Annotated in this window: 27 protein-coding genes; 10 read left to right on the forward strand and 17 right to left on the reverse strand. The window is 67.0% G+C overall.

Annotated elements, in window-relative coordinates:
* Positions 1–2 precede the first annotated feature (2 nt).
* The 14 genes from F464_RS0117650 to xseA form a co-directional block, all read right to left on the reverse strand.
* Positions 3–236, reverse strand: a complete 234-nt coding sequence (locus tag F464_RS0117650; RefSeq protein WP_018991168.1) for a 4Fe-4S dicluster domain-containing protein — start codon at positions 234–236, stop codon at positions 3–5.
* A gap of 10 nt (positions 237–246) precedes the next feature.
* Positions 247–1,974, reverse strand: a complete 1,728-nt coding sequence (locus F464_RS0117655; protein ID WP_018991169.1) for a fumarate reductase/succinate dehydrogenase flavoprotein subunit — start codon at positions 1,972–1,974, stop codon at positions 247–249.
* 53 nt (positions 1,975–2,027) lie between these two features.
* Positions 2,028–2,864, reverse strand: a complete 837-nt coding sequence (locus F464_RS0117660; RefSeq protein WP_018991170.1) for an ABC transporter ATP-binding protein — start codon at positions 2,862–2,864, stop codon at positions 2,028–2,030.
* Positions 2,861–3,745 carry an ABC transporter permease gene (locus F464_RS0117665; RefSeq protein WP_018991171.1) on the reverse strand — a complete coding sequence of 295 codons (885 nt, stop codon included), beginning with the start codon at positions 3,743–3,745 and terminating at the stop codon, positions 2,861–2,863. The genes F464_RS0117660 and F464_RS0117665 overlap by 4 nt, the downstream gene beginning before the upstream one ends.
* Before the next feature lie 11 nt (positions 3,746–3,756).
* Positions 3,757–5,178, reverse strand: coding sequence for an ABC transporter substrate-binding protein (locus F464_RS0117670; protein WP_018991172.1), 1,422 nt, complete (start codon positions 5,176–5,178; stop codon positions 3,757–3,759).
* A gap of 237 nt (positions 5,179–5,415) precedes the next feature.
* Positions 5,416–7,068 carry a long-chain-fatty-acid--CoA ligase gene (locus F464_RS0117675; RefSeq protein WP_018991173.1) on the reverse strand — a complete coding sequence of 551 codons (1,653 nt, stop codon included), beginning with the start codon at positions 7,066–7,068 and terminating at the stop codon, positions 5,416–5,418.
* A gap of 201 nt (positions 7,069–7,269) precedes the next feature.
* Entirely contained in the window at positions 7,270–7,908 is a 639-nt protein-coding gene (locus F464_RS30000; RefSeq protein WP_051092316.1) for a thioredoxin fold domain-containing protein, read from the reverse strand.
* Between the two features lie 10 nt (positions 7,909–7,918).
* Positions 7,919–8,749: an ABC transporter permease gene (locus tag F464_RS0117685; protein ID WP_018991175.1), complete on the reverse strand. Its 831-nt coding sequence runs from the start codon at positions 8,747–8,749 to the stop codon at positions 7,919–7,921.
* A 22-nt stretch (positions 8,750–8,771) separates the two neighbouring features.
* The gene (locus F464_RS0117690) at positions 8,772–9,569 is read right to left on the reverse strand and encodes an ABC transporter ATP-binding protein (protein ID WP_018991176.1); all 798 of its coding nucleotides are present in this window, start codon (positions 9,567–9,569) and stop codon (positions 8,772–8,774) included.
* Positions 9,566–10,591, reverse strand: coding sequence for an ABC transporter substrate-binding protein (locus F464_RS0117695; protein WP_018991177.1), 1,026 nt, complete (start codon positions 10,589–10,591; stop codon positions 9,566–9,568). Before F464_RS0117695 ends, F464_RS0117690 begins: the two co-directional genes overlap by 4 nt.
* A 266-nt stretch (positions 10,592–10,857) precedes the next feature.
* Positions 10,858–11,541 carry an RBBP9/YdeN family alpha/beta hydrolase gene (locus F464_RS0117700; RefSeq protein ID WP_018991178.1) on the reverse strand — a complete coding sequence of 228 codons (684 nt, stop codon included), beginning with the start codon at positions 11,539–11,541 and terminating at the stop codon, positions 10,858–10,860.
* A gap of 42 nt (positions 11,542–11,583) precedes the next feature.
* The gene (locus F464_RS0117705; protein ID WP_018991179.1) at positions 11,584–12,594 is read right to left on the reverse strand and encodes a sulfate ABC transporter substrate-binding protein; all 1,011 of its coding nucleotides are present in this window, start codon (positions 12,592–12,594) and stop codon (positions 11,584–11,586) included.
* A 172-nt stretch (positions 12,595–12,766) separates the two neighbouring features.
* Entirely contained in the window at positions 12,767–13,351 is a 585-nt protein-coding gene (locus F464_RS0117710) for a superoxide dismutase (RefSeq protein WP_018991180.1), read from the reverse strand.
* Positions 13,352–13,490: 139 nt separating this feature from the next.
* Positions 13,491–14,867, reverse strand: coding sequence for an exodeoxyribonuclease VII large subunit (gene xseA / locus F464_RS0117715; protein WP_018991181.1), 1,377 nt, complete (start codon positions 14,865–14,867; stop codon positions 13,491–13,493).
* A gap of 304 nt (positions 14,868–15,171) precedes the next feature.
* On the opposite strand from xseA, the gene F464_RS0117720 reads away from it, so the two are divergent.
* The 8 genes from F464_RS0117720 to ggt all read left to right on the forward strand — a co-directional run bounded on the left by F464_RS0117720 (position 15,172) and on the right by ggt (position 22,137).
* On the forward strand, positions 15,172–15,780 hold the full coding sequence (locus F464_RS0117720) for a MotA/TolQ/ExbB proton channel family protein (RefSeq protein ID WP_018991182.1): 609 nt from the start codon (positions 15,172–15,174) through the stop codon (positions 15,778–15,780).
* Between the two features lie 15 nt (positions 15,781–15,795).
* Positions 15,796–16,215 carry an ExbD/TolR family protein gene (locus tag F464_RS0117725; RefSeq protein WP_026296111.1) on the forward strand — a complete coding sequence of 140 codons (420 nt, stop codon included), beginning with the start codon at positions 15,796–15,798 and terminating at the stop codon, positions 16,213–16,215.
* 59 nt (positions 16,216–16,274) lie between these two features.
* Entirely contained in the window at positions 16,275–17,288 is a 1,014-nt protein-coding gene (gene lpxK / locus F464_RS0117730; protein WP_018991184.1) for a tetraacyldisaccharide 4'-kinase, read from the forward strand.
* Positions 17,269–17,460: a Trm112 family protein gene (locus F464_RS0117735; protein WP_018991185.1), complete on the forward strand. Its 192-nt coding sequence runs from the start codon at positions 17,269–17,271 to the stop codon at positions 17,458–17,460. Before lpxK ends, F464_RS0117735 begins: the two co-directional genes overlap by 20 nt.
* A gap of 2 nt (positions 17,461–17,462) precedes the next feature.
* A complete protein-coding gene (kdsB, locus tag F464_RS0117740) occupies positions 17,463–18,239 on the forward strand; it encodes a 3-deoxy-manno-octulosonate cytidylyltransferase (protein ID WP_018991186.1) in 777 nt (258 codons plus the stop codon).
* 68 nt (positions 18,240–18,307) lie between these two features.
* Positions 18,308–18,961, forward strand: coding sequence for an adenylate kinase (gene adk / locus F464_RS0117745; RefSeq protein WP_018991187.1), 654 nt, complete (start codon positions 18,308–18,310; stop codon positions 18,959–18,961).
* An 85-nt stretch (positions 18,962–19,046) separates the two neighbouring features.
* Entirely contained in the window at positions 19,047–20,303 is a 1,257-nt protein-coding gene (locus F464_RS0117750; RefSeq protein WP_018991188.1) for a 6-phosphofructokinase, read from the forward strand.
* A 94-nt stretch (positions 20,304–20,397) separates the two neighbouring features.
* On the forward strand, positions 20,398–22,137 hold the full coding sequence (gene ggt, locus F464_RS0117755; protein ID WP_018991189.1) for a gamma-glutamyltransferase: 1,740 nt from the start codon (positions 20,398–20,400) through the stop codon (positions 22,135–22,137).
* A gap of 43 nt (positions 22,138–22,180) precedes the next feature.
* Here the strand turns inward: ggt and F464_RS0117760 are convergent, their stop codons facing one another.
* Together F464_RS0117760 and murJ are read right to left on the reverse strand one after the other, a co-directional pair.
* Complete coding sequence (locus F464_RS0117760) at positions 22,181–22,810, reverse strand: YbhB/YbcL family Raf kinase inhibitor-like protein (RefSeq protein WP_018991190.1); 630 nt, start codon at positions 22,808–22,810, stop codon at positions 22,181–22,183.
* 109 nt (positions 22,811–22,919) lie between these two features.
* Entirely contained in the window at positions 22,920–24,455 is a 1,536-nt protein-coding gene (gene murJ, locus F464_RS0117765; RefSeq protein ID WP_018991191.1) for a murein biosynthesis integral membrane protein MurJ, read from the reverse strand.
* 124 nt (positions 24,456–24,579) lie between these two features.
* Between murJ and rpsT the strand changes: the two genes are divergently transcribed.
* The gene (rpsT, locus tag F464_RS0117770) at positions 24,580–24,846 is read left to right on the forward strand and encodes a 30S ribosomal protein S20 (protein ID WP_018991192.1); all 267 of its coding nucleotides are present in this window, start codon (positions 24,580–24,582) and stop codon (positions 24,844–24,846) included.
* A 92-nt stretch (positions 24,847–24,938) separates the two neighbouring features.
* Here rpsT and F464_RS0117775 read toward each other — a convergent pair whose 3' ends face one another.
* Complete coding sequence (locus F464_RS0117775; protein ID WP_018991193.1) at positions 24,939–25,235, reverse strand: DUF3579 domain-containing protein; 297 nt, start codon at positions 25,233–25,235, stop codon at positions 24,939–24,941.
* 351 nt (positions 25,236–25,586) lie between these two features.
* Here F464_RS0117775 and F464_RS0117780 point away from each other — a divergent pair, with 351 nt between their 5' ends.
* Positions 25,587–26,759, forward strand: a complete 1,173-nt coding sequence (locus tag F464_RS0117780) for an aspartate aminotransferase family protein (RefSeq protein ID WP_018991194.1) — start codon at positions 25,587–25,589, stop codon at positions 26,757–26,759.
* The last annotated feature ends 7 nt before the right edge of the window (positions 26,760–26,766 follow it).

Below are 26,766 nucleotides of genomic sequence, written 5' to 3' on the forward strand. Positions count from 1 at the left end.
CATCAACGCAGCAGGTAGGGGATTTCAACCCGGATGGCCTTGGTCGGGCAATCGTGTTCGCAGGGCAGGCAGTACCAGCATTCGTCATAGGCCATGCGGACCTTCCCTTGCGCGGGGTCGAGCACGAGGATGTCGGTGGGGCACACGTCAATGCAGACGCGGCAGCCCTTGTCGGCGATGCACTTGTCCGCGTCGACGATGACGGAGGCGATGTTGCGATTCTGGATGGAGGGCATGGGTTCTTCCTCAGGCGGCCAGGGGCGCGTCGACCCGCAACTGGTCGTATGCGTCGCGTTCGTCGGCGTCGATGGGATAGAGATAGGGTGGCACGGCGCGTTTGAAGCATTGCGGCCGGCCGTCGTTGCCCTTCTTCACCTGCACGAAGTGGAACCACTCGGCGTCGTCGCGCTCCGGGTAATCCGTGCGGTAGTGGTACAGGCCCCAGCGGCTTTCGGTGCGGTAGAGCGAGGCCGCCGCGGCGAGCTCGGCGCAGTCGAGGATCGCGTGCGCCTCCATCGCGCGCATCAGTTCGTGCGGGTTTTCGGCTTTCATCTGCGCGAGGTCTGCGCGGATTTCGGCGAAGCGCTGCAGCCCGATCAGCATCTTGCGCGTGACCTTGGGCGGCTGCAGGTAGTCGTTCACCAGGCGGCGCAGCTTGTATTCCACCTGCGTCGGCGGAATGCCTTCCTCGCGCAGCAGCGGGGCGAAGATGCGCTCGCGCTCGGCGGCGACGGCGGCGGCGTCCACTTCCGCCGGTTCCTTGTCGGCGATGAAGTCCACCGCATCCTCGCCCGCGATCTGCCCGAACACCATCGCGCCGAGCATGTAGTTGTGCGCGACGTTGCACAGGTCGCCGGCAGCGTATAGACCGGGCACCGTCGTGCGCGCGTGTTCGTCCACCCACACGCCGGACGCACTGTGACCGCCGCACAGGCCGATCTCCGAGATGTGCATTTCCACCAGATCCGTGCGGTAGTCCGTGCCGCGCCCCTCGTGGAACAGGCCGCGCGTCGGGCGCTCGGTGATGTGCAGGACGTTCTCGATCTTCGTCACCGTCTCGTCGGCGAGGTGGTCGAGCTTGAGGAAGACGGGGCCGTTGCCGCCTTCGAGCTCGCGCCAGAACTCCAGCATCATCTGGCCGCTCCAGTAGTCGCTCTTGATGAAGCGCTCGCCCTTCGCATTGACCGTGTAGCCGCCGAAAGGGCCGGTGACGTAGGCGCATGCGGGGCCGTTGTAGTCCTTGATCAGCGGGTTGATCTGGAAGCATTCGAGACCCGAGAGCTCCGCACCGGCGTGGTAAGCCATGCTATAGCCGTCGCCTGCGTTGGTGGGATTCTCGTAGGTGCCGAAGAGGTAGCCCGAGGAGGGCAGGCCGAGTCGCCCGGCGGCGCCGGTACACAGCACGACCGCCTTGGCGCGGATTACGACGAACTCGCCGCTGCGCGAGTCGAGCGCCATCGCACCGGCGATGCGGCCGTCGCTGCCGACCAGCAGGCGCGTCGTCGTCAGGCGGTTGCTGACCGCCACGCCCTGCTTCCGCAACTGCTTGAAGATCACCTTCTTGACGTTGTAGCCCTCGGGCATGGGCAGCACGTAGGCACCCAGGTGATGCACCTTCTTGACCGCGTAGTCGCCCGTCTCGTCCTTTTCGAATTTGACGCCCCACGAGTCGAGTTCGCGGATCATGTCGTGGCTGCGCACGGCATAGGCGTTGATCGCGGCCTGGTTCACGATGCCGTCGTTGGCGATGGTGATTTCCTTCACGTACTGCTCGGGCGTGGCGTGGCCGGGAATGACGGCGTTATTGACGCTGTCCATGCCCTCGGCGATGGCACCCGCGCGCTTGACGTTGGCCTTGTCGAGCAGCAGCACCTTCAGGTGCGGGGCCTTGGCTTTCGCCTTGATCGCCGCGATGGGGCCGGCGGTTCCACCGCCGATGACGAGGATGTCGACCGTCTGTTCTCTGGTGCTCATGGTGGGTGTTCCTGTGAATGTTTCGGCGGGGCGTCCCGCCCGAGTCGATGTGGTCAAGCTTCGACCGGAAGCTCGATGCGTGCAGCTTCGAGGCCGCCGACGAGCGACTGGCGCACCTCGTCCTGCACGAGCGCGAGGCAGCGCTTCTTGAGCGCGATGAAGTCGGGTGACACGGTGATGTCCTCCGGTCGCGGGCGGCGCAGGTCGACGAGGATCTCCTCGCGTATCCGTCCCGGACGATGCGTCATGACAAGCACGCGGTCCGACAGCACCAGGGCTTCGTCGATGTCGTGCGTGACGAACAGCACCGTCGGCTGCAGGCGTCCCCAGATTTCCAGCAGCAATTGCTGCATGCGCTCGCGCGTCTGCGCGTCGAGGGCGCCGAAGGGCTCGTCCATCAGCACCACGCGCGGGTTGTTGATCAGCACGCGGGCAATCTCCACCCGCTGCTGCATGCCGCCGGAGAGCTGCGCCGGGTAGCGGTCGGAGAATTCTGCGAGCCCCACGAGCCGCAGGAATTCCTCCGCCCGCGCGCGGCGTTCGCGCCGGCCGACGCCGCTCATCTTCAGCCCGAAGGCGACATTGTCCAATGCGGTGCGCCACGGCAGCAGCGAATGGTGCTGGAAGACCATGCCGCGATCGGAGCCCGGGCCCGACACCGCTTCGCCATCGACGTGCAGACGTCCGCTGCTCGGTTTGAGGTAACCAGCGACCGCGTTGAGCAGCGTCGATTTGCCACAACCCGACGGACCGATGATGCTGACAAACTCACCGCCGGCGATCGTCGTGCCGATGTTGCGGACGGCCTCGAAGCGCTGCTTCCCCGGCAGGTGGATCGCGATGTCGCGCAGCTCGATGCGCCCCGCTTTTTGCGTGCCAAACGTGGTCATGTGTGGCGCTCCTGGATGCGATGCCACGGCATCAGCAGCCGCCCGACGAGCTTGATCAGGCCGCTGCTGGCCATGCCGAAGGCGCCGATGAAAAGCATCCCGACGACGATGTCCGCGTAGTTCTGCAAGGTGTAGGACTCCCAGGTGTAGTAGCCGATGCCGTACTGGCCCGCGATCATCTCCGCGGTGACCAGGCAGAACCACGACGTGCCCATGCCGATCGCAAGGCCGGTGACGATGCTGGGCAGCGCGCCCGGCAGCACCACCTCGGCGAACACCGACCAGCGCCCGGCCCCCAGGCTGCGCGACGACGCGACGAGGCGGCGGTCAATCGCTTCCACGCCGTGGATGGTGTTGAGCAGCACCGGAAACAGCGCGCCCATGAAGGTGATGAAGATCATGCTCAGCTCGGACGACGGGAACATCAGGATCGCGAGCGGAATCCACGCCACCCCCGGAATCGGACGCAGCACCTCCAGCGGTGGCAGCAAGGCGTCTTCGAGCCGGCGCGATCGCCCGATCACGAGGCCCAGTGCTATCCCCAGCAGGGCCGCGACGCCGAAGCCGGCGAAGACACGGATCAGGCTGTTGGTGACATGGGCGGACAGCTTGGGTGACTGGAACAGGGCCCAGGCGGCGGCCGCCACCTCGGTCGGCGCCGGCACGAAGCGGAAGGTGAGGACGCCAAGGTCGAGGTGATGCACGGAGGCCGCCTGCCACAAGGCGACACACAGGATCAGCGCGAGCACACGCAGCGCGACCCGGTCGAGCCGCAAGGCTGCCCGCCACTTCGTCACGAGTCCCGTGGCGGGGATTTCCGGCACGGCCGGTGGCGTCGCTGTCGTGCTCGCTGCGGAAAGCGCGATGGAGCTGGCGGACATGGCAATCCCGCTCACTTCGCCGACGCGACGGCAGCCGTCGCCGCGCCCGCCGACGCGGCCGCATAGTCGAGCACCGCGCCGCCCTTGGCCTTGGTCCAGGCCTCGGCATCCTCTTTCAGCAGGAAGGCGGAAAGATTGCCCTTGGCATCGCGGGCGAACCACGCCTGGTTGGCGAAGAGCTTGATGCCGGTGTTGCGGTCGTGGGCATACACCACACGCACCTTCCTGCCCGCGGCCTCCGCCGCCCTGGCCGCTTCCAGCGCGTTGCGCGGGGACGCGTAGTGGCGCACCTGCGGTTCGCCGGCGACCCACACCTGTGCCACCTGAAGGGGATCCGCGATCGTCTCGCCGGTCTTCGCATTCTTCGCCTTCAGCGGCGCTTTGCCGTAGTCTTTGAGCCGCGCGTCGTAGTCGAGGCCCGCCTGCTTGTAAGCGGCGCGGATGAAGCGGTCGTCGATGAAGGCGTCGATATCGAGGTCGGTGTCGGTGCGCTTGAGCAGCTTCAGCGTGTCCGCAGCCGTTTTCGTTGCCGCGCGGTACTCGGGCTTCCACGTCTGGTCGCGCGTCTGGATGCCCAGCGGGCCGTGGAAGAGGTAGTTCACCTCGGCTTCGACGCCGGTGATCTTTTCGATCAGTTCGCTGAACTTCTCCGGCTCCGCCGCGACGAGCTGGTCGGCTTCGATGGATGCACGCAGGTAGGCGACGATCACTTCCGGATACTTGGCCGCGTATTCCGCATCGACGAGCGTGCCGTGGAAAGTCGGGTTCTTCGCCTGCGCGCCGTCGTAAATCTTGCGGGCGAAGCCCCGGTAGGGGAACAACTCGGCGAAGGGCACGAAGTCCGCGTGCGCGTCGATCTTGTTGGCCTGCAGCGCGCTGCCACCCACGTCCGGCGCCTGCGACACCAGATTCACGTCCTTCTCGGGATCCCAGCCCTGCGCCGTGATCGCCCGCAGCAGCAGGTTGTGGGCGGTCGAGCCGAAGGGGACCGAGATCTGCTTGCCCTTGAGGTCCGCGAGGCTATGCACCGACGAGCCGGCCGGCACCACGATGCCGTTGCCGCTGCCCGTCGTGCTGCCCGACAACGCCGTGATGAACAAGGTCTTCTTCCCGGCCTTGAGGTGGGCGGCGTAGTTCAGCACGGCAGGAAAGTCCGCCATCGAGCCGATGTCGAGCTTGCCTGCGACCTGCTCGTTCGTCAGCGGCGGGCCGGAGGTGAAGCTCTTCCATTGGATGTCCCACTGCACGTCCTTGTACTTGCCGTCCCTGGGCAGGTATTTTTCGAGCAACTTCAGCTCGCGGATGATCAGGCCGCCGGTGGCGGTGTTGATGGTCGGATCCTGGGTGCCGATCGCGACCCGGATCGTTTCAGCGTGCGCATTGCCCACGAGGAGCAGGAGGCCGAGGCCGGCCAGCGTCGAACGGAATTTCATGGCTTTCCTTTGCATGATCGATGTGAATTCGATGCAAATGCTAAGAGCCGGCTTTCTCGCGCAGAACCAATAATTTCTGCTTTGCATATCCGGATCGGGTTGCAATGCTTATCAGGCCGCAGGTAACGGATGACGAAGATCGCGCATGATGGATTGCCTGCAGGCGGGCGGATGCGAAGCCGCCCGATAGCCGCGTGGCAGCGCCCCGGACGCGCGGCCAGGACGCTTGGCGGCCGCTCACGCCGTGGTCGATGCGATGCGCTCCGGCCAGCGGTGATGCCTGAAACGCTCGCGCAGCGCGAGCTTGTTGATCTTGCCGGTGGCGGTGTGCGGAATCTCGTCGACCACCACGAGATCGTCGGGTAGCCACCAGTGCGCGATCTTGCCGCTGAAGTAGCGGCGCATCGCGTCGCGCTCCAGCGTCTTCCCCGGCTTCAGCACCACCGCCATCAAGGGGCGCTCGTCCCACCGCGGATGCGGCACCGCTACCGCGGCGGCTTCGGTGACGGCCGGATGTGCGGCGAGGATGTTCTCCAGCTCGATCGAGCTGATCCACTCGCCGCCTGACTTGATCACGTCCTTGGCGCGGTCGGTGATCTGCATGAAGCCGCCGGCGTCGATCGTCGCGACGTCGCCGGTGCGGAACCAGCCGTCGGCGGTGAAGCCGTCGCCTCCCTCGCGGCCGTAATACTGGCGCAGCGCCCACGGTGCGCGCACCACCAACTCGCCGAAGGACTCCCCGTCCTGCGGCAGCGGCTGGCCGTCGTCGTCGAGGATCGCCAGTTCCACCCCGGGCAGCGGCCGTCCCTGCGTCAGCCTTTGCGCTTCGCGCCGGTCCGGGGCAAGCGTTGCGTCGTCGGCGCGCGGCACATTCACGGTGCCGATCGGCGACAGCTCCGTCATGCCCCAGGTGCGCAGCACCTCGATGCCGCGATGCGCGAAGAATTCGGCCATGGCCGGTGGACACGCAGACCCGCCGATCGCCAGGCGGCGCAGCTCCCCGAGCCCGCCGCCATGCTGCGCGAGATGCTGCAACAGGCCGGACCACACGGTCGGCACGCCGTTCGAGAAGCTCACTCCCTCGTCGACGATCAACCGGTGCAGCGAGGCACCGTCGAGCAGCGGCCCCGGCAACACGAGACGCGAGCCCGTGAGTGCCGCGAGGTAGGGCAGGCCCCAGGCATTGACGTGGTACATGGGCACGACGGGCATCACCGTATCGCGCGCGGAGATGCCGAAACTGTCCGGCAGGGCGCAGGCATAGGCGTGCAGCACCGTCGAGCGATGGCTGTACAGCACGCCCTTCGGATGGCCGGTCGTGCCGGACGTGTAGCACAGGCTGGACGCCGCGTTCTCGTCGAGCTGCGGCCACGCGTAATGCTCCGAGTGGCGATGCACGAGATCCTCGTAGGCGAGGAGCTCGCGCGGGAAGTTCGCCGGCAGGTGTTCGCGGCCCGTCATCTGTACGAAGTGCGTCACCTGCGGCAGCTTGTGCGCGATGCGCGCGACGATGTCCGTGAAGGTCAGATCGAAGAACAGCACCTGCGAATCCGCATGCGCGAGGATCCACGCGATCTGCTCGTCGAAGAGGCGCGGGTTCACCGTATGGCAGACGGCGCCGCTGCCCGCGACGGCGTAATACAGCTCGACATGGCGGTGCGTGTTCCACGCCAGCGTCGCGACGCGGTCGCCGCGGCGAACCCCCAGGTGCGCGAGCGCGTTGGCCAGCTGGCGTGCCCGGCGGTGGGTTTCGCGCCAGGTCGTGCGGTGCAGCGGGCCATGCGGGTCTTCGGCGAGCCGGCTGACGATCCCGGTATCGCCGTGATTGCGATCGGCATGGGCGATCAGGCCGGAAATCAGCAGCGGCAGCTGCATCATCAATCCCTGCATTCTCAAAATCTCCTGTTGTTGATGTGGCAATCGCATCCCGCCGTTCGCCCTGAGCCGGTCGACGGGCAATGGCGGGGCCCTCGAGTGGCCCCGCCCGAACGGCACGGCATTGCCGGGTTGGTAGCACTGAAGGGGAAGTGCGCGCAGCCCTGCGCGAGCCCGGCGCCGTGCGAGCTACGGGGGAGACCGTGCGAGCGGCGATCAGCGTTCGATCGACGCCGCTCTCGGCTCGAAGGGCGCGTTCTCGTAGCCGCCGTCGCGCACGTAGCGCGCCAGTCGCAGCCATTCCGAGGGCGGCCAGCGGCTGCCGGGCTGGCGCGCCACGGCGATGCCGTCGAGGTCGTAGAACACCACCGTCGGGAGGGCGAACACGCGCTGGGCGTTGGCAAACGAGGCCTGCGTCGTCGCGCCGCCGTCGAAGTCGCGCAGCGCGGCCGGCTCGTCCGCACGCAGGCTCACCGGCACGAAATGGGTGCGCAGCTCGCGCTGCAGCGCGGGATCCCGAAAGGTCGAAGCCTTGGCGCGCGCGCATTCCCCGCAACCTTCCATCTCGTACAGTACCGCCACGCCCTTGCGCCCAGCGCGGCGCGCGTCGGCCAGCGCGGCCGCGAGGTCGGCGGTCGGCGGGAAGAGGGGGGCGTTGACCGCGGCATGCGTACCCGCGGCCTGCGCGCCGCCCCAGCCGAACAGCAGCGTCAGCGCGAACAGCAGCAGGCCGGCCAGCGCCCACCACAGCTGGCGTGAAACGTAGCGTTCCTTTTCTTCCTCGTCGTCAGGGCGTGGCGCTTCGGGCATGACCGTGCTCCCCCGAAAATCGTGCTTGCGCAGAAAAGTGCTCATCGCCGCCCCCTCAGCGCAGCCAGAAGAGCGCGCGTGCGCGAACCCGTTCCAGCGCGGTCATCGCAGCCCAGGTGACGACCCCCGTGTACAGGATGCCTGCCACCATGCGCGGGTAGTCGGCGAAGTCCGCGTAGTATTGGACGAAGCGCCCGAGTCCCGCGTTCGCTCCGAAAAGTTCGGCGACCGTCAGCAGGATGAAACCGAAGCCCAGCCCCACGCCCATTCCGGAGAAGATGTGCGGCAGGCTCGCCGGGAAGACCACCTTGCGCAGGTACTCGAACCGGGAAAATCCCAGCACCGCCGCATTGTCGCGATGCCGACCCTCGACCGCATGGGCGCCGGCCACCGTGTTCTGGAATACCGGCCAGAACGCGCCGACGAACACGACGAAGGTCGCCGACAGGTGGAAGGTCGGCAGCACCGCGATCGCGTAGGGGATATAGACCGTCGGCGGCACCGGCGCGGCCACCTTCGCGAAGGGGAAGAACGCGCGTCCCAGCCGCGGCGAGGTCCCGGTCACGAGGCCCAGTGCGACGCCGGCGACGACCGCCAGTGCGAAGCCGGGCATGAGGATCAGCAGCGACGACCACGTCCCCGTGAACAGTTCCGGCAGCGACTGCCACAGCGCATCGAGGACCACCGCGGGAGGCGGAAGCAGCGGATTGCCCTGTCCGGCGATGGCGCCGGCGATGGCCTGCCACGCGGCGACCAGCGCCCCCCACAGCAGCCACGGTTCCCACGCGAAGGCCAGTCGGCCGGGACGCACGGACGCCGCCTCGGCACGTTCCCGCTGCTGAGCCGGCAGCGACACGGCGTCAAGCGTCGAGGTTTCGGAAATCATGAACAACACTCCAGATGAGGTTTCAGGCCGAGGCGAGGCGGGCGAGCGTGTCGGCGTCGAGCGCCTCGGCGATCGATTCCCGAAGCGCATGGAAGCGATCGTCGGCGAACAGCGCTGCCCGCGAGCGCGGACGCTCGAAGGGCACTGCGAAGTCCTCGATCACCCGTCCCGGCGAGGCCCCCAGCACGGCGACGCGGTCGGCGAGCAGCAGCGCCTCGTCGACGTCGTGCGTCACGAACACCACCGTCGGCCGCGGCGTACGCGCCTGCCACAGCCCGATCAAAAGATCCTGCAGGCGCGCGCGGTTGACCGGGTCCAGCGCCCCGAAGGGCTCATCCATCAGCAGGAAGGGCGATTCCAGCGCCAGCGCGCGGGCGATGGCCGCCCGTTGCTGCATCCCGCCGGACAGCTCGAACGGGTAGCGCTCCGCGACGTCCCGCAGCCCCACCCGTTCGAGGTAGTCGACCGCCCGCACACGCGCCTCGGCCCGCGAGATGCCGGGCGCCGCCTTGCGCACGCCCTCTGCGACGTTGTCCACCACGCGCATCCACGGAAACAGCGCATAGTTCTGGAACACCACCGCACGTTCGATGCCCGGCCCCGCGACCTGCCGGTCCCCGGTGAGCACTCGCCCGCGTCCGGGCTGTTCCAGGCCCGCGATCAGGCGCAGCAGCGTGCTCTTGCCCGAACCGCTGGGCCCCAGCAGGGCGAGGAAGCTGCCTTCCTCCACCGCCAGGTCGATGCCGTCCAGCACGGTCGTCCCGCCATAGCCGAAGCGCAGTCCCTCCACGCGCAAGGCCCCAGTCGTCTCGCCGCTCACAGCGAGTTCCTCGCGGGTTCGCTCTTGAGCCGGGTCTGCCAGAAGGCCTCGCGCGGGTTCTCCTTCACCAGGCTTTCCAGCGCCTTCCGGTAAGGCGCCACGTCGAAGATCGGCGCGAGGGGCCGCGTGCCGTCGACGACCTCGGAGCTCACCAGCGTCGTCCAGAACTTCTGCGTCCCCTGCACATTCGGATCCGAGCTCTGGTCGAGGAAGGGCGAGTAATAACCCTGTTCGAGCACGTCGCGATCGAGCTTCACGTACTTCTGGATCGCGTCGATCGTCTCCTTCTTCTTCTCGGCGGTGAATTTCTCCGCCTTCAGGATCGCCCGCAGGAAGCGCACGTGCGTGTCGCCCTGCTTGAGCTTGTCCGAGGTCACGACGATGCGGCAGCACGGATGCCCCGGCTGCAATTCCGACGAGCGCACGACGATCTTCAGTCCCTGGCGCTCGGCGCGGATATCGTGCGGGCCCCACACCACCCCCGCATCGACCTGGCCCGACTTCACCGCCTCGATCACCGCCGGCGGATTCTTCAACTCGAAGATCTTCAGGTCGTTCTTCCAGTCGATCTTCTCGTCCTTCAGCGCCCCGCGCAGCACCGCGTCGCCCGTCGCCAGTCGCACCGTCGCGACCTTCTTGCCCCGCAGGTCGCCGATGTTGCGGATCGACGCCGCCTTGTCGGGCGTCACCACCAGCGCCGCATCCAGCCCCATGATGCCGCCGATCACCTTCAGGTCGGCCCCCTTCGCGTAGTGCGCGAGCGGCGCAGTGGTGCCGAAGGCGCCGACGTCGAGCTTGCCCGCGGTGACGGCATTGAGCCCGTCCGCCGAGTTCTGGAACTCGATCAGCTCGACGTCCAGCCCCTCCTGCGTGAACAGGCCGTATTCCTTCGCAACGAAGAACTTGGCGTGGCCCGTGACTGGCAGATAGCCCACCTTCAGGCTTTCCGCTTGCGCGAGGCCGGTTGCGGCAAACAGCGACAGCGCGACGATGCCGGCGTGTGCGATTCGAAATGGATCCATTGGAACTCTCCCTGGGCGAGGCGCGACGTCCGCGGCCAGCGCTCATGCGCTGCCGCCGTCCTATGCATAAAATCTACGCGGCCGCCGATCGGCGACGAACCAAGAAGAATTCGGAAGTATTGCAGCGCGAGGAAAGCGCGGCCTTATCACCAAATGTGATAAGGCCGCATGGCACTGCGCCCGCCAGCGAACGGACCGAAGTCCGCCCGATGGCGGGCGCCGCTGAAGTTTCTGTGGTCGATGAGCCGGGATGTGGGCGGCGGGACCTAGTCCTGATCGGTGGGCCGCAGTTCGATCGAACTGCGCGTGTGGTGACGCAGGCGTGCGAGCGCACTGCGCCTGCCCTTGTGCGATTCGCGCCGGCCGGAGATCGACCCCAGCGGCAGATCCTCGTGCGCCTGTTGCATGCCGTCGAGCAGATCACGGCAATACGGCCAGGCGCCGAAGCCGGCGTCGACGTTGATGTGCCCGGCCGCGCCGATGTTGATGAAGCGCGCCCCCCAGCGCTCAGCCCAGTAGGCCGCCACCGTCAGCCGCACCCAGGGGTCGTTGGTGCTCGCGATCACCGCAACGGGAAAGCCGAGCTGTCCCTGCGGCAGCCACGCCCCCAAGTCGTCGGCGGGTGCCGGCGCCTCCTCGAGCAGACCGAGCGGCCCGAAACGGGCGGGATCGGCCGGCGCGACGAGCAGCGCCCCGGCCACCCGTTCGGGCCGGTCAGCCGCCGCGACCACGCTCGCCAGGCAGCCGAAGCTGTGCGCGACGAGCCACACCGCATGCGCCGATTCGTCGATCTCGCGCCGCACCGCCGCCGCCCAGCGCGCCAGCACCGGCGCCTCCCAATCAACGCCGCGCACGCGCCGCGCGTCCGGCAGGCCCTGTTCCAGCCACGTCTGCCAGTGGCCCGGCCCGCTACCGTGGAAGCCCGGAACGATCAGCGTCGTGTGTCGCATACGCGGCTCTCCGTGCACTTTTCGTCTGTCGTGATGTGCGCTTCAACGCGTGAAGATCTGGTCGAACACGCCGCCGTCGTCGAAGTGCGCCTTCTGCGTCTTCGCCCAGCCGCCGAACAGGCCGTCGATGGTGAAGGTCTTCACCTTCGGGAAGCGCGCCACGTCCTTCGGGTCGGCCAGTTCCGGCTTCACCGGGCGATAGTAGTGCTGCGCCGCGATTTTCTGGCCGGCCGGCGAGTACAGGTACTCGAGGTAAGCCTTCGCGATCTCGGTCGTGCCGCGCTTGTTTGCCACGCCATCGACGACGGTGACCGGCGGTTCGGCGACGATCGTCACCGATGGCACGATGATTTCGAACTTGTCCGGCCCCAGTTCGTTCACAGACAGGAAAGCCTCGTTCTCCCACGCAAGCAGCACGTCACCGATCCCGCGCTGCACGAAGGTATTGGTTGCGCCGCGTGCCCCCGAATCGAGCACCGGGACGTGCTTGAACAGTTCCGTGATGAACGCCTTCGCTTTCGCCTCGTCGCCGCCCGGCTGCTGCAATGCGTAACCCCACGCCGCAAGGTAATTCCAGCGTGCGCCACCGGACGTCTTGGGGTTCGGCGTGATCACCTCCACGCCCGGCCTCACCAGGTCGCCCCAGTCCTTGATGCCCTTCGGATTGCCCTTGCGTACCAGGAAAACGATGGTCGAGGTGTAGGGCGAGCTGTTGTGCGCGAGCCGCTTCTGCCAGTCCGCCGGGATCTTGCCCGTCTTCGCCGCGATCGCATCGATGTCGTAGGCCAGCGCCAGCGTCACCACGTCCGCCTCCAGCCCGTCGATCACCGCGCGCGCCTGCTTGCCTGCGCCGCCATGCGACTGCTTGATCGTCACGTCTTGGCCGGTCTTCGCCTTCCAGTACTTCGCGAACTCGGGGTTGAACGCCTGGTACAGCTCGCGCGTCGGATCGTAGGAAACGTTGAGCAGCGTCGTCTCCGCCTGTGCGGTGCCGACGAGACTTGCGGTGAGTGCCAAGGCCAGCAGGCTGCGGCGAAGGATGTTGAGCGTCATGATGATTTTCTCCGATGAGTGGTATTCGATGGAGAAAATCTACCGGCTCGCGCTTATTACCCGAACGAAGAAAAAATGGAATGCATATTCAGAAACGACGTGGCCTCCACCCGCCGGGCGGGGGAGGCCACGTGCCCGGCCCATGCCAGGCCGGTCGAACAACAGGCCGGGATCAGGCGAAGTTCTTCGCGGCGAAGTCCCAGTTGGCGAGGCTGTTCAGGAAGGTCGCGACGAAATCGGGACGACGGTTGCGGTAGTCGATGTAGTAGGCGTGTTCCCACACGTCGATACAGAGCAGGGCCTTGTCGCCGGTCGTCAGCGGGGTGCCGGCGGCGCCCATGTTGACGATGTCGACGCTGCCGTCGGCCTTCTTCACCAGCCACGTCCAGCCCGAACCGAAGTTGCCCACGGCCGAGGTCGTGAAGGCCTTCTTGAAGTCCTCGAACGAGCCCCACTTGGCCTTGATCGCCTCGGCCAGCGCGCCCGTCGGCTCCCCGCCGCCGTTCGGCTTCATGCCGTTCCAGAAGAAGGTGTGGTTCCACACCTGCGCGGAGTTGTTATACACGCCGCCAGCCGGGGCCTTCTTGATGATCGCCTCGAGGTCGAGGTTCTCGTACTCGGTACCCTTGATCAGGTTGTTCAGGTTGGTTACATAGGCCTGATGGTGCTTGCCGTAGTGGAACTCCATGGTCTCGGCCGAGATGTGCGGAGCCAGGGCGTCCTTCGCGTAGGGCAGGGGGGGCAGGGTATGTTCCATTTGTTCTCCTTCCTGTTTCGTTTCAGGTTTGTCGGGGTTAAAGCCTGACTATTCTAGTCGGGATTTGACCCCGCTGGCAATCCGGCGGGCCGTGCAGCCTGTCCGCAGGAGGATCCTTTAGCACGCGACGGTGCGTGCTTCATGCTTCCGTGCTATTCACGATAGCACGCAGGCGCCCGATTGCGAGTTCCACCGAGATTTCCTCGCCTGCGGCCGCCTCATCGGCGATCCGCAGGATGCGGCCCTCCGCGTCGCGCGTGATGCTGTAGCCGCGCGCCAGCACCGCCTGCGGCGCCAGGTGCTGCAGGTGCGTCGCCAGCGCGGCGAGCCGCTCCGCGCGGCGCTGCACCACCTGCTCGCCCGCGGCGCCGAGCCGTTGTGCCGCGCGGGCGCAGCGTTCCATTTCCCGGCGCAGGTCGGGCTTGCGCGCGCCAAGGCGCAACTCCAGGATGCGTCGCGCCCCTTCAAGGCGCTCGATGCGGCGCGTCATCGCCGTGCTCAGGCGGACGGCGAGCCGTTCGCTGCGCTCGTGCGCGAGCCCCAGCCGCTCGCGTGGATGCACCAGCCGCAGCGCCGCCCGGTCCAGCCGCTGCGCCAGTCCGTGCAGACGCCGCTCCATCCCCGCGGACAGCGATCGCTCCAGTTCGCCCGTGCGGGCCCGCGCGGCGTGGTAGCCCGCGCTCGCCAGCTCGGCTGCCCCCGTGGGCGTTGCCGCGCGCACGTCCGCCGCGAAATCGGCGATTGTGAAGTCCGTCTCGTGGCCGACGCCGCTCACGACCGGCACCGTGCACGCGCGGATTGCGCGCGCCAGCGCCTCGTCGTTGAAGGCCCACAAGTCCTCGATGCTGCCGCCGCCGCGTACCACCAGCAGCAGGTCGATGCCGTCTTCCGCGGCGCGCGCATCCGCCGTCCGCACGGCTTCCGCGAGCTTCGCGCCGGCGTCCGCGCCCTGCACCGGCGACGGGTAGAGGACCACCGCCAAGTGCGGCGCACGCCGCTGCAACGCCGCCAACACGTCCTTCCATGCCGCGGCCGCAGGCGAAGTCACCACGCCGATGCGGCGCGGGTAGGGCGGCAGTTCCCGCTTCGCAGCCGGATCGAACAGGCCTTCCGCCGCAAGTTTTTCCTTGAGGCGCAGGAAGGCCTCGAACAGGTTGCCCTGCCCGGTCTGGCGCAAGGCCTCGACGCTGAGCTGGAAATCGCCGCGTGCCTCGTACAGCGTCACCAGGGAGCGGGCGTCCACGCGCATGCCGTTCTCCGGGCGGAAAGGCAGCAACTGGGCGCGATTGCGCCACATCGTGCAGCGAACCTGCGCCTGCGCGTCCTTCAGCGTGAAGTACAGGTGGCCAGAAGGCGCCCGCGTCAGGTTGGAAATCTCGCCGCTCACCCACAGCAGCGGGAAGCGCGCTTCGAGCGCCTCGCGTGCGACCCGGTTGAGCGCGGAAACGCTGATTGCCCGGCCGGCGCCATTCGTGTCGCCGGGGCCGCCGGCGGGGAAGGAAACGGTATTTTGCATGGCCGCGATTGTAACGGAATCCACAAGGCGCCCGTTCTGTCAATGGTGTATTTACGGACTCGTGAAGTAATTAAGTGGATTTTTAAGTTATTGTTTTTAAACGAATAAAATGTTGCTTAATTTTTCAGCGCAGTAAGGAAGTGCTTGTTGCACCAGTTATTTGGCGACTAATTCTCGAAGAATCCACAAACTTATCCACAGGTTTTGTGGATTCTTCCCGTATCCATGACAAAAGGGTGCGCCCTTGCCGTGTTCGCTGCCGGGGTTTAGAGTTCATCTTTTTTCGAGCTTCCGGAGTTTCTGCGTGTTCGCGCTCATCCAGTCCGCGGGCTGGCCCGTCTGGCCCCTCCTGCTGGTATCCATCGTTGCCGTCGCCCTCATCATCGAACGCGGAGTGACCCTGCGCCGTTCGCGCATCGTGCCCGACGGCCTGCTCGACAAGGTTCTCGCGGACCTGCGCCAGAAGGGCGCCACGTCCGAGATGGCCAGCCACGTCGCCGCCCATTCCCCGCTCGGGCGTGTCCTCGCCGCGGGCCTGCGCAACGTCAGCAGCTCGCGCGAAGTCATGAAGGAGGCGATCGAGGAAACCGGTCGCGCCGTCGCGCACGAGCTCGAGCGTTTCCTCAACACGCTCGGCACCATCGCGTCGGTCGCCCCGTTGATGGGGCTGTTCGGCACCATCATCGGCATGATCGACATCTTCGCCGCCCAGGGCGCGGCCACGACCAACCCGCAGCAGCTCGCCCAGGGCATCTCGACTGCCCTCTACGCCACGGGCCTGGGCCTGATCATCGCGATCCCCTCGATCATCTTCTGGCGCCACTATCGCGCCACGGTCGATGGCTTCGTCGTCGACATGGAGCAGCAGGCGATCAAGCTGGTCGAGGTCGTGCACGGCGAACGTCGCCACTGAGCGGGAATGCAGCGCATGAACTTCCAGCGCGGACGCAAGCACGAAGCCCCTGACATCAATCTGATCCCGTTGATCGATGTCCTGTTGGTGCTCATCATCTTCCTCGTCCTGACGACGACATATTCCAAGGTCTCGGGGCTGGAAATCAATCTGCCGACGGCCGACACCAAGGAGGCGGAAGTCACGCCGAACGAAATCGTCGTCGCGGTGAACGCCGCCGGCGACGTGCTGGTCAATCGTCAGCCGGTCGGCGACAAGAGCATCAACGCGATCGGTGCGGCGCTCGCCCGTGCCGCTCCCGCCGGCAGCAAGGATCCGGTCGTGGTCATCACTGCAGACGCCAAGGCTGCGCACCAGAACGTCATCGACGTGATGCAGGCGGCGCAGCGTGCGGGCCTGCCGCACATCACCTTCGCCACCCAGTCCGCCCGGTGAGCGGTTTCGCTGCCGGGGCGTCGCCGACGCCGCAATCGCCGCTGCCGCGCACCTGATCCATGGCGCACAGCAGCCCGGGCTGGTGGCGGCGCCGTTCGCCCGGAGCGTTCCTGCTTCGTCCCCTGTCGGCGCTGTTCGGCGCGCTCGCCGCGGCCCGGCGCGAGCGTTACCGCAGTGATCCGCGGCGCGTCGAGCGTCTTCCCGTTCCCGTCATCGTCGTGGGCAACATCGCCGTCGGTGGAAGCGGCAAGACCCCGGTGGTCGACTGGCTTGTGCGCCAACTGCGCGCAGCCGGCTGGGTGCCCGGCGTCGTCAGCCGTGGTTATGGCGGCAGGGTCGGCGGTGTTGCTGTCGTCCCCGCAGACGGCGATCCGGCACTATATGGCGACGAGCCCGTCCTCCTCGCGCGCCTGACAAGCTGTCCCGTCGCCGTCGGCGCCGACCGCCCCGCCGCCGCGCGCGCGCTGCTCGCCGAACATCCTGCGTGCAACGTCATCGTCTCCGATGACGGCCTGCAGCACTACCGCCTCGCGCGCGACATCGAACTCGTGGTCGTCGACGAACGCACGCTGGGCAACGGATGGCTGCTGCCCGCGGGGCCGCTGCGCGAACCGGTGTCCCGGCTACGCGAAGTCGATGCCGTGATCGCGCACGGGCCGCTCTCGGTCGGGCTGAAACAGGCGCTCGGCGACACGCCGGTGTTTCCGATGCGGCTCGAAGGCGATACCTTCATCTCCCTGCACGATGCCGCGAAACGCTGCCAGTCCCGCGCATTCCGCGGGCGCCCCGTGCACGCGGTCGCCGGCATCGGGCGCCCGGAGCGCTTCTTCGATCAGCTGCGGGCGATGGGGCTGGACGTGGTGCCGCACCCCTTCCCCGATCATCACCCGTTCGCTGCCGCCGACCTCGCGTTCGCGCCGGGCGAGGCGAAAGTCCTGACCAGCAAGGATGCGGTAAAATGCTCGGCTTTCGCGCCTGCCGACACCTGGGAGTTCCCGGTCAGGGCACAGATCCCGGCAGGCGCTGCCGAACTTATCCTGGAGAAATTGCCGCATGGACGCCAGACTGCTTGAAATCCTCGTGTGCCCCGTCTGCAAGGGCCCCCTCGACTTCGTCAAGGACAAGCAGGAACTCGTTTGCAAGGCCGACCGTCTCGCGTTCCCGATCCGCGACGGCATTCCGGTGATGCTCGAGGAAGAGGCGCGCCAGCTTCCTGCCGAAGAAGTCGACGCCCTGCGCCGCTGAGCATGGCGGGCTTCCACGTCGTCATTCCGGCGCGCTACGCGTCGACCCGCCTGCCGGGCAAGCCGCTCGCTGACATCGGCGGCAAGCCGATGGTGGTGCGCGTGCTCGAACAGGCGCGCAAGGCAGCGCCGCTGTCCGCGTGGGTCGCGACCGACGATGCGCGCGTCGTCGATGCCGTGAAGGCTGCCGGCGGCGACGTGCTGATGACGCGCGCCGACCACCCCAGCGGCACCGATCGCCTCGCCGAGGTCGTCGCTGCGCTCGGCTGGGGCGATGACGAGATCGTCGTCAATGTCCAGGGCGACGAGCCGCTGATCGATCCGGCCCTGATCGCCGACGTCGCCCGTGCGCTCGCCGATGCACCGGACGCCGCGATCGCGACGGCTGCGCATCCGCTGCGTGATGCCGCCGAACTCTTCAATCCGAACGTCGTCAAGGTCGTGTGCGACGCACGCGATCAGGCGCTGTACTTCTCGCGCGCCCCGATCCCCTGGGCACGCGACGACTTCGCGAAGTCGCGGGACGCGATCCCGTCCGGCCTTCCGGTGCAGCGCCACGTCGGCATCTACGCCTACCGCGTGGACTTCCTGCGCCGCTACGCAGGCCTCGCGCCGTCGCCGCTGGAAAACTGGGAAGCGCTCGAGCAGTTGCGCGCGCTGTGGCACGGTTACCGCATTCGGGTACTTTCGGTAGAACGCGCGCCGGCTGCGGGCGTCGATACCGCGGAAGACCTTGAACGGGTCCGAGCCGCGTTTGACCGCGCGGGGCGAGTCGAGTAAGTTTCGGGCTTCATTTTTTGGGAACCATGCGGCCGGATTGGCGCGGCATGACAGGGAGGAGAGGATTCATGCGTTTGATTCTGTTGGGGCCCCCGGGCGCAGGCAAGGGTACTCAGGCGAACTTCATCAAGGAAAAGTTCGGCATTCCGCAGATTTCCACCGGCGACATGCTGCGCGCCGCGGTCAAGGCCGGCACCCCGCTGGGTATCGAAGCCAAGAAGGTGATGGATGCGGGCGGCCTGGTTTCCGACGACATCATCATCGGCCTGGTGAAGGATCGCCTGCAGCAGGACGACTGCAAGTCCGGCTATATGTTCGACGGCTTCCCGCGCACGATTCCGCAAGCTGACGCGATGAAGGAGGCTGGCGTGCCGATCGACTTCGTGCTCGAGATCGACGTTCCCGACAGCGAGATCGTCGAGCGCATGAGCGGCCGCCGCGTGCACGTCGCCTCGGGCCGCACCTACCACGTCAAGTACAACCCGCCCAAGGTCGCCGGCAAGGACGACGTGACCGGCGAGGACCTCATCCAGCGCGACGACGACCGCGAGGAAACGGTGACGAAGCGCCTCGAGGTCTATCATTCCCAGACCAAGCCGCTGGTCGATTACTACACCAAGTGGGCTGCCTCCGGTGCGGCGACGGCTCCGAAGGTCCGCAAGATCGCTGGGCTCGGCGCAGTCGACGCGATCACCGCGCGTGCCTTCGAAGCGCTGAAGTAAGCAGGCCTCTCCGGCACTGGCGCGGCGAGCAGCGGGAATCATCCCGTTCCTCGCCGCGTTTTCTTTTGCATCACACGAGAAGGCGATGGCCAGGACCAATCTACTCTACGCGCAGTCCGGGGGCGTCACTGCGGTCATCAACGCCACCGCTGCTGCGGTCATCGCCGCGGCCCGCGCACGTGCCGACACCATCGGGACGGTGCTCGCTGCGCGCCACGGCATTCTCGGTGCCCTCGACGAGGATCTGATCGACACGGCCGCGCTCGGCGCGGACGATCTCGATGCGCTGGCGCACATGCCGGGCGGTGCCTTCGGCTCGTGCCGCTTCGACCTCGATCCGCCCGACCGGAACCCGGCCCAGTACGACCGCCTGTTCGCGGTCTTCGCCGCCCACGATATCGGCTACTTCCTCTACAACGGCGGAAACGGCTCGATGGACACGGTCGCCAAGATCTCCGCAGCCGCGCGTGCGCGGGGATATCCGCTGGTGTGCGTGGGCGTGCCCAAGACGGTCGACAACGACCTCGAAGGCACCGACTGCTCGCCCGGGTTCGGGTCGGCCGCCAAATATGCGGCAGTGGCGATGCTGGAAGCCGGCATCGACATCGCATCGATGGCCAGCAGCACCGGGCGCGTCTTCGTGCTCGAGGTGATGGGGCGCAACGCCGGGTGGATCGCCGCGGCCAGTGCGCTCGCTGCCCGTACGGCGGACGAGCCGCCACACATCGTCCTGATGCCGGAAGTTCCGTTCGACGAAGAGGCTTTCCTCGCCGCCGTCGACGCCACCGTGAAACGTCTCGGCTTCTGCGCCATCACCGTTTCGGAGGGGGTCCGTCGCGCCGACGGCACGCTCCTGATGGAACAGGATCACGACCGCAAGGGGCACGTTCAACTCGGCGGTGCGGGCCAATGCATCGCACGCTTGATTCACGCGCGTCTCGGCCACAAGCACCACTGGGCGATTCCCGATTACCTGCAGCGCGCGGCGGGGCACCTCGTTTCCGCCGTCGATCACGCCCAAGCGTGCGCCGTCGGGCGCGCTGCCGTCGAAGCCGCCCTCGCCGGACGTGACTGCGTCATGCCGGCGATCCGTCGCCTGTCGGACGATCCCTATTGCTGGGATATCGTGTTCCCGGACGTGGCCGCGATCGCCAACCTGGAGCGCCGGGTACCCGCCCATTTCATCCGCGCCGATGGCCTTCACGTCACAGACGCGGCAAGGCGCTATCTGCACCCCCTGATCGAAGGCGAGGTCTATCCCGCATTCGTCGCGGGCGTACCGGACTACCGGCGGCTGCATCTGTCGTCGGTCGCGCGCCAGCTTGCCGCCTACGTCCCCTGAAACGTCGCGATACACTCCATGCAGCCCGGCCTGTGTCGGCTGCGCGTATCGTTCCGGCATGCCAATCCGACGGCATGCGGGGCCGGGAGGGACCATGAACGTATCGCGAGCGAGGTTTGCTGCAATCCTGGCGCTGGCGGCGTTGTCCGCGCCCGGCGCGGTCTTCGGGCAGATCCCCGTGCAGCCGGAAGCGGCGACCGGATTCAACATGCGGCCGGCCGTCGTTGCGCCCCGGGCGATGGTCGTTACCGCGAACCGGCACGCGACCGACGCCGCCGTGGGCGTGCTGCGCGACGGCGGCAGTGCCGTCGATGCCGCGATCGCTGCCGCGCTGGTGCTCAATGTCGTCGAACCGCAGTCATCCGGAATCGGAGGAGGGGGATTCCTCGTCCACCATGATGCGCGAAGGGGCAGGACGAGCGCGTGGGATGGCCGCGAGACGGCACCCCGCGCCGTGGACGAGGGTCTCTTCCTCACGCCGCAAGGGGACAAGATGGCGTTCTACGAAGCCGTCGTGGGCGGGCGTTCGGTAGGCGTGCCGGGGCTGCTGCGCATGTTTGCAGAAGTCCATGCCCGTCATGGCCGGATGCCCTGGCAGCGCCTGTTCTCGCCCGCGATCCGCCTCGCCGCCGAGGGCTTCCCGGTGTCGCCACGGTTGCACACGCTGATCGCGCAGGATCGCTTCCTGATCCGCGATCCGGCTGCGCGGCGGTTCTTCTTCGACGCCGAGGGGCGTCCGCTGGCGCAGGGCGCCACGCTGCGCAACCCCGCGCTGGCGGAGGTGTTGCGCACGGTGGCGGAGCAGGGGGCCGATGCCTTCTATGCCGGACCGATCGCGCGGGACATCGTCGCTGCCGTCACCTCCGCTCCGAACCCGGGGGCGCTGTCATCCGACGATCTCGCCGGCTACCGTGCCGTCGAGCGCACCCCCTTGTGCGGCCCGTACCGCGCCTACCGTGTCTGCGGCATGCCCCCGCCCAGCTCGGGCGCGGCGACCGTGCTCGCCATGCTGGGCATGCTCGAACGCTTCCGGCTCGCCGACATTCCACCCGATTCGGCGTTCGCCGCGCATCTGTTCAGCGAGGCGGGGCGCCTTGCGTTTGCCGATCGCGATGCATGGTACGGCGACCCCGCTGCGATGCCGCTCGCGCCGGCGCGACTGCTCGCGCGGGATTATCTCGACGGCCGCGCACGACAGATCCGCCTTGCCGACAGCCTCGACCGGGCACTGCCCGGCACGCCGGGCAAGGCGGTGGCGCCGCGGGCAGTGAACGTCGAGCAGCCGGCGACCTCCCACGTCTCGATCGTCGATGCCGCGGGTAACGCGGTTTCCATGACCGCCTCGATCGAGGATGCCTTCGGCAGCCGACGCATGGTGCGGGGCTTCCTGCTCAACAACCAGCTCACCGATTTTTCCTTCGTGCCCGCCGATGAGCGCGGCCCTCACCCGAACCGCGTCGGTCCGGGCAAGCGCCCGCGCAGCTCGATGTCGCCCACGCTCGTGTTCGACGCCGGAGGAAAACTGTACGCGGTGACGGGCTCTCCGGGCGGCAGCCAGATCATCAACTACGTCGCGGAAAACCTCGTTGGTCTGCTTGACTGGCATATGGCGCCCGACATCCTGCTCGCGCGTCCGCACGTCGGCAGCCGCAACGGCCCCACCGAGATCGAGGATCGCCCAGACGCGCGGCCGCTGGCGGACCGCCTCGCCGCCTTCGGCCACAAAACCGTGATGCGCGACCTGACCAGCGGGCTGGGCGTGATCGTAAGGCGTGGCGGCGAGTGGGTCGGTGCGGCCGACCCGCGTCGCGAGGGCGTTGCCGCCGGATTCTGAATGAATTGCCGGCGCCGGGCCGCTGCCGTCTCCCGTGCGCGTTTCAGCCGAGCAGCGCGGGGTTCAGCGTATAGGTGCCCGTGAGCCTGGCCTCCGCGAGCACATGGCCGGCGATCGCATTGCGCACCTGCGCTCCGCCGAACTGGCCGTCGACGCTGCTGCATTCCTTGTCCAGCGCATACAGCGTGAACACGTAGCGATGCACGAGTTCGTCGTTCCACGGCGGGCAGGGGCCATCGTAGCCGTGGTAGTTCCCGCGCATCGTTTCGTCCCCGGCGAACCATGCCGTGTAATCGTTGATGCCCTGGCGCGAGCCGAGCGGCCCTTCCGGCCCGTTCTTCCCGCCCGGCGTCACTTCGCCCGAAAAGCTGCCGGCGGCGATCTCCCGCAGGTCTGCCGGGAGGTCGACGACGACCCAGTGGAAGAAGTCCACGCGCGGCAGGCTTGCCGGCACGACGCGACCTTCCTGGTTGACGTCATCACCCTTGCTCGGCACGTCCGGATCGTGGCAGATCAGCACGAAGGAACGCGTGCCCGCCGGTACGCCGCTCCAGGCCAGATGCGGATTGCGATTGCTGCCGAGGCATGCGTGGCCCTCGGCAGCGGGAATGCAGAACGAGAATTCGTCGGGGATGCGCGCACCGTCGGCGAAGCTTTGGCTGCTGAGTTTCATGCCAGGGAACTCCTTACATGTCAGTCGGGAATGGCAACCATTTCATTGTAATGCCGCGCACGCGTCCAGTGGCGCCGTGCCCGCGAGGCAGCCGGCAGGTGTGCGTCCGTCAGGCCGCGCGCCGGCGGAAGTCCCGCACGCGGATCCCGAGCGCGAACAGCGTCAGGAAGTAGGCCGCGATGCCCGCCAGCACGACCGCGGACAGGCGCAGCACGCGCATCGTCGCAGGCTGCGCGTACCACCACGTCTCCTCACCCATGCCGAACCACAGCACGACCCCCAGGGCTGCCAGCGCGACCAGCAGGCGCAGCGCGAAAAGCCCCCAGCGCGGCAGCGGAAGATATACCCCGCGCCGGCGCAATCCCCGGTACAGCAGCGCCGCATTCAGCAGCGAGGCGAGCCCGATCGACAGGGCGAGGCCGGCATGCCTGAGCGGCACGATGAACGCCAGGTTCATCAATTGCGTCGCAGCCAGCGTGATCAGCGCGATCTTCACCGGCGTGCGGATGTCCTGTCGCGCATAGAAGCCGGGCGCGAGGATCTTCACCAGGATCAGGCCGCTCAGCCCCACGCTGTAGGCGACGAGCGCGAGGCGCGTCTGCTGCACGTCCGCCGCCGTGAAGGCACCGTGCTGGAACAGCGTCGACAGCAGCGGCACGGCCAGCAGGGCCAGCGCGAGGGCGGCCGGCAGCGTCAGCATCAGCGTCAGGCGCAGTCCCCAGTCGAGAAGCGACGAGAACGCTTCTGGCTGCTCGTCCGCATGCAGTTTCGACAGACTGGGCAGCAGGATCGTCCCTAGCGCGGCACCAAGCAGCCCGGCCGGGAACTCCATCAGGCGATCGGCGTAATACAGCCACGACACGCTGCCGCTTTCGAGGAAGGACGCGAAGATCGTGTTGATGATCAGCGACACCTGGCTCACCGAAACGCCGAGCATTGCCGGCAGCATCAGTTTGCCGATGCGGCGCACGCCCGGGTCGGACAGGTTCAGGTCGAAGCGCGGCAGTAGCCCGATGCGTGCGAGCGGACGCAGCTGCAGCGCCAGTTGCAGGATGCCGCCGATGAACACTGCCCAGGCCAGTACGAGGACCGGCGGGTCGAACCACGGGGCGGCGAACAGCGCCATGCCGATGAACGAAATGTTCAGCAGCACCGGCGTGAACGCGGGAATGGCGAACCGGCTCCAGGAGTTCAGCACGCCGCCGGCCAGTGCCACCAGCGACATGAACAGGATATAGGGGAAAGTGATGCGGGTCAGTTCGACCGTCAGCGCGAACTTGTCGGGCTCATCCGCGAAACCTGGCGCGGATGCCCAGATTATCAGCGGCGCGGCGACGATGCCGATCGCGGTCACCGCCGTTACGGCCAGCGCGAGGGCCGTGGCCACGCGACTGACCAGCTTGTGTGTCTCCTCGGGGCCCTGGCGGTTCTTGTATTCTGCAAGAATCGGCACGAAGGCCTGCGAGAACGCCCCTTCCGCGAACATGCGTCGCAGCAGGTTGGGCAGCCGGAACGCGACGAAGAAGGCGTCGGTCGCCATGCCGGCACCGAAGGTGCGCGCGATCACGAAATCCCGGACGAAGCCGAGGATACGCGACAGCAAGGTCATGCTGCTGACGGTGGCGAGGGCGCGCAACAGGTTCATCGGGGGGGTGCCGTGGGAAAAGACGCGATGATAGCCGCTGTTGCCCGCTGGTGCACTTGCGCCTTGTCGATCGAATGGTTAAACTCGCGCGTTTTCAAGAACCACTCAACGGAAGAACATAGATATGGCCAACTCGGCACAAGCCCGCAAGCGCGCCCGTCAGGCGGTCGTGGCCCGCGCTCACAATGGCAGCCTCCGTTCTCGTCTGCGTACCGCGATCAAGGCTGTGCAAAAGGCCGTCGTCGGTGGCGACAAGGCTGCTGCCCAAGCGGTGTTCCGCACCTCGATGAGCACGATCGACAGCATCGCCGACAAGAAGATCATCCACAAGAACAAGGCTTCGCGTCACAAGAGCCGCCTGTCCGCAGCGATCAAGGCGATGGCTGCCTGATCCGCGCGTTCCTGCGATAAAGAAAACGGCGACCCTGGTCGCCGTTTTTTATTTCCGGTTCATTTGCCGCGCGCTTGCGGTCCGCGCCTGCCTCAGATCTTCATCTGATCGTCATCGATCCTGTCGATGATCAGATCGTTGTCTTTCGCAAAGTTGATCAGGAACTTGTAAGCGAGCGGTTCGACGTCATACAGCCGGGCGTCCACCAGCACGGCCTTGTGGCCCTTGAGTGTGCATCCCGGCCGCACATGGGGCGAATACATCATCCGGTTGTCGGAGCCGAAGGCCGACATGATTCCGCATAACCGATCAGCCCAGTCGCTCGGGCGGAAGGTCTTCCCTTCGCGCGTGACTCCGATGATGACGAAGCTTTCGATCGATTGATTCATAGGGCGGGGCTCGGCGGCTGCGGGTGTTTCCTGGGGAATGGTGCGCCGGCTGGAGCCGGAACTGCTGGCACCGCGAAAGACGGGGCGCATTTTAGCAGAAAAGCCCCTCTTTATCCCGCGATGCGACAGATGATTCCGGAATGCGGGTGTCGCCGGGCCCCGAAAAAAACACGCACGTACCGGCCCCTCGCTGCCCCGCGTCGTCCTTGCCCGGTAGCGGCCCGGATCACCCGCCTGTCGATCCCGAACCTGTACAACGCCTGCGGTTTTCGCTTAACATCGACCTTCAACCAATTCACGGCGGCATGTGCCGCCGTGCGCGTTTCTGCTACATCCTGAACGGGGTCCCCCATGTCGCATCTCATGAATACCTACGCCAGATTGCCCGTTGCTTTCACGCATGGGGAGGGCGTCTGGCTCTTTGATGAGACCGGCAAGCGCTATCTGGATGCGCTTTCGGGCATTGCCGTGTCTACGCTCGGTCACAACCACCCGCGGCTTGTGCGCGCCATTTCCGAACAGGCCGCGAGCGTGCTCCACACGTCCAACCTGTACCGCATCCCGCGTCAGGAGGAACTGGGCGACCGCATAGCCGCCCTGTCCGGCATGGACGAAGTGTTCTTCTGCAATTCCGGCTGCGAAGCCAACGAGGCCGCCATCAAACTCGCGCGCTTCTACGGCCACAAGAAGAACGTCGACCATCCCGAGATCATCGTCATGGAAAACGCCTTTCATGGCCGTACGCTCGCCACCCTCTCTGCAACGGGCAACCGCAAGACGCAGGCCGGCTTCGAGCCCCTCGTGACGGGCTTCGTGCGCGTCCCGTACAAGGACCTCGCGGCGATCCGCGCGGTCGGCGAGCATAACCACAACGTCGTTGCCATCATGCTCGAGATGGTTCAGGGCGAAGGTGGCATCAACATCGCCGACGACGCCTTCCAGCGCGAGCTGCGCGCGATATGCGACGAGCGCGGCTGGCTGCTGATCTGCGACGAAGTGCAGTGCGGCATCGGCCGCACCGGCCATTGGTTCGGCTTCCAGCAATCGGGTGTCAAGCCGGACATCATGACGCTGGCGAAGGGCCTCGGTTCGGGCGTGCCGATTGGTGCATGTGTCACTGCGGGGCGCGCGGCGGGCCTGTTCGGGCCCGGAAACCACGGCTCCACCTTCGGCGGCAATCCGCTCGCATGCGCTGCAGGCCTTGCGACGCTCGACGAGATCGAGGACAAGGCGCTGCGGGACAACGCCGTCCGTGTCGGTGCCGCCATCTGCAACGGCATGCGCGAAGCGCTGGCCGGCGTGGCCGGGGTCGTCGACATCCGCGGCCGCGGTCTGATGATCGGCATCGAACTCGACCGCCCCTGCGGCGATCTCGTGCGCCAGGCGCTCGACGCCGGCCTGCTGATCAACGTCACGGCCGAACGCGTCATCCGGCTGCTTCCCGCGCTCGTGTTCACCGAGCAGGACGCCGGAGCCCTCGTGTCGGCGCTCGCGCCGCTGGTGCGCAAGTTCCTCGCGCAATAAGGAGGCA

Source organism: Aromatoleum toluclasticum ATCC 700605, assembly GCF_000378245.1.
Taxonomy (GTDB): domain Bacteria; phylum Pseudomonadota; class Gammaproteobacteria; order Burkholderiales; family Rhodocyclaceae; genus Aromatoleum; species Aromatoleum toluclasticum.

Excerpts from the sequence above, each read along its gene's own strand:
- F464_RS0117735 (WP_018991185.1), top strand. The coding sequence starts at position 17,269 with ATGGACGCCAGACTGCTTGAAATCCTCGTGTGCCCCGTCTGCAAGGGC.
- F464_RS0117725 (WP_026296111.1), top strand. The coding sequence starts at position 15,796 with ATGAACTTCCAGCGCGGACGCAAGCACGAAGCCCCTGACATCAATCTG.
- F464_RS0117650 (WP_018991168.1), bottom strand. The coding sequence starts at position 236 with ATGCCCTCCATCCAGAATCGCAACATCGCCTCCGTCATCGTCGACGCG.
- ggt (WP_018991189.1), top strand. The coding sequence starts at position 20,398 with ATGAACGTATCGCGAGCGAGGTTTGCTGCAATCCTGGCGCTGGCGGCG.
- F464_RS0117780 (WP_018991194.1), top strand. The coding sequence starts at position 25,587 with ATGTCGCATCTCATGAATACCTACGCCAGATTGCCCGTTGCTTTCACG.
- F464_RS0117700 (WP_018991178.1), bottom strand. The coding sequence starts at position 11,541 with ATGCGACACACGACGCTGATCGTTCCGGGCTTCCACGGTAGCGGGCCG.
- F464_RS0117670 (WP_018991172.1), bottom strand. The coding sequence starts at position 5,178 with ATGAAATTCCGTTCGACGCTGGCCGGCCTCGGCCTCCTGCTCCTCGTG.
- F464_RS0117705 (WP_018991179.1), bottom strand. The coding sequence starts at position 12,594 with ATGACGCTCAACATCCTTCGCCGCAGCCTGCTGGCCTTGGCACTCACC.
- lpxK (WP_018991184.1), top strand. The coding sequence starts at position 16,275 with ATGGCGCACAGCAGCCCGGGCTGGTGGCGGCGCCGTTCGCCCGGAGCG.
- F464_RS0117685 (WP_018991175.1), bottom strand. The coding sequence starts at position 8,749 with ATGATTTCCGAAACCTCGACGCTTGACGCCGTGTCGCTGCCGGCTCAG.
- F464_RS0117710 (WP_018991180.1), bottom strand. The coding sequence starts at position 13,351 with ATGGAACATACCCTGCCCCCCCTGCCCTACGCGAAGGACGCCCTGGCT.
- F464_RS0117665 (WP_018991171.1), bottom strand. The coding sequence starts at position 3,745 with ATGTCCGCCAGCTCCATCGCGCTTTCCGCAGCGAGCACGACAGCGACG.
- rpsT (WP_018991192.1), top strand. The coding sequence starts at position 24,580 with ATGGCCAACTCGGCACAAGCCCGCAAGCGCGCCCGTCAGGCGGTCGTG.
- F464_RS0117675 (WP_018991173.1), bottom strand. The coding sequence starts at position 7,068 with ATGCAGGGATTGATGATGCAGCTGCCGCTGCTGATTTCCGGCCTGATC.
- F464_RS0117750 (WP_018991188.1), top strand. The coding sequence starts at position 19,047 with ATGGCCAGGACCAATCTACTCTACGCGCAGTCCGGGGGCGTCACTGCG.
- F464_RS0117775 (WP_018991193.1), bottom strand. The coding sequence starts at position 25,235 with ATGAATCAATCGATCGAAAGCTTCGTCATCATCGGAGTCACGCGCGAA.
- kdsB (WP_018991186.1), top strand. The coding sequence starts at position 17,463 with ATGGCGGGCTTCCACGTCGTCATTCCGGCGCGCTACGCGTCGACCCGC.
- F464_RS0117760 (WP_018991190.1), bottom strand. The coding sequence starts at position 22,810 with ATGAAACTCAGCAGCCAAAGCTTCGCCGACGGTGCGCGCATCCCCGAC.
- F464_RS0117695 (WP_018991177.1), bottom strand. The coding sequence starts at position 10,591 with ATGGATCCATTTCGAATCGCACACGCCGGCATCGTCGCGCTGTCGCTG.
- F464_RS0117660 (WP_018991170.1), bottom strand. The coding sequence starts at position 2,864 with ATGACCACGTTTGGCACGCAAAAAGCGGGGCGCATCGAGCTGCGCGAC.
- adk (WP_018991187.1), top strand. The coding sequence starts at position 18,308 with ATGCGTTTGATTCTGTTGGGGCCCCCGGGCGCAGGCAAGGGTACTCAG.
- F464_RS30000 (WP_051092316.1), bottom strand. The coding sequence starts at position 7,908 with ATGAGCACTTTTCTGCGCAAGCACGATTTTCGGGGGAGCACGGTCATG.
- murJ (WP_018991191.1), bottom strand. The coding sequence starts at position 24,455 with ATGAACCTGTTGCGCGCCCTCGCCACCGTCAGCAGCATGACCTTGCTG.
- xseA (WP_018991181.1), bottom strand. The coding sequence starts at position 14,867 with ATGCAAAATACCGTTTCCTTCCCCGCCGGCGGCCCCGGCGACACGAAT.
- F464_RS0117655 (WP_018991169.1), bottom strand. The coding sequence starts at position 1,974 with ATGAGCACCAGAGAACAGACGGTCGACATCCTCGTCATCGGCGGTGGA.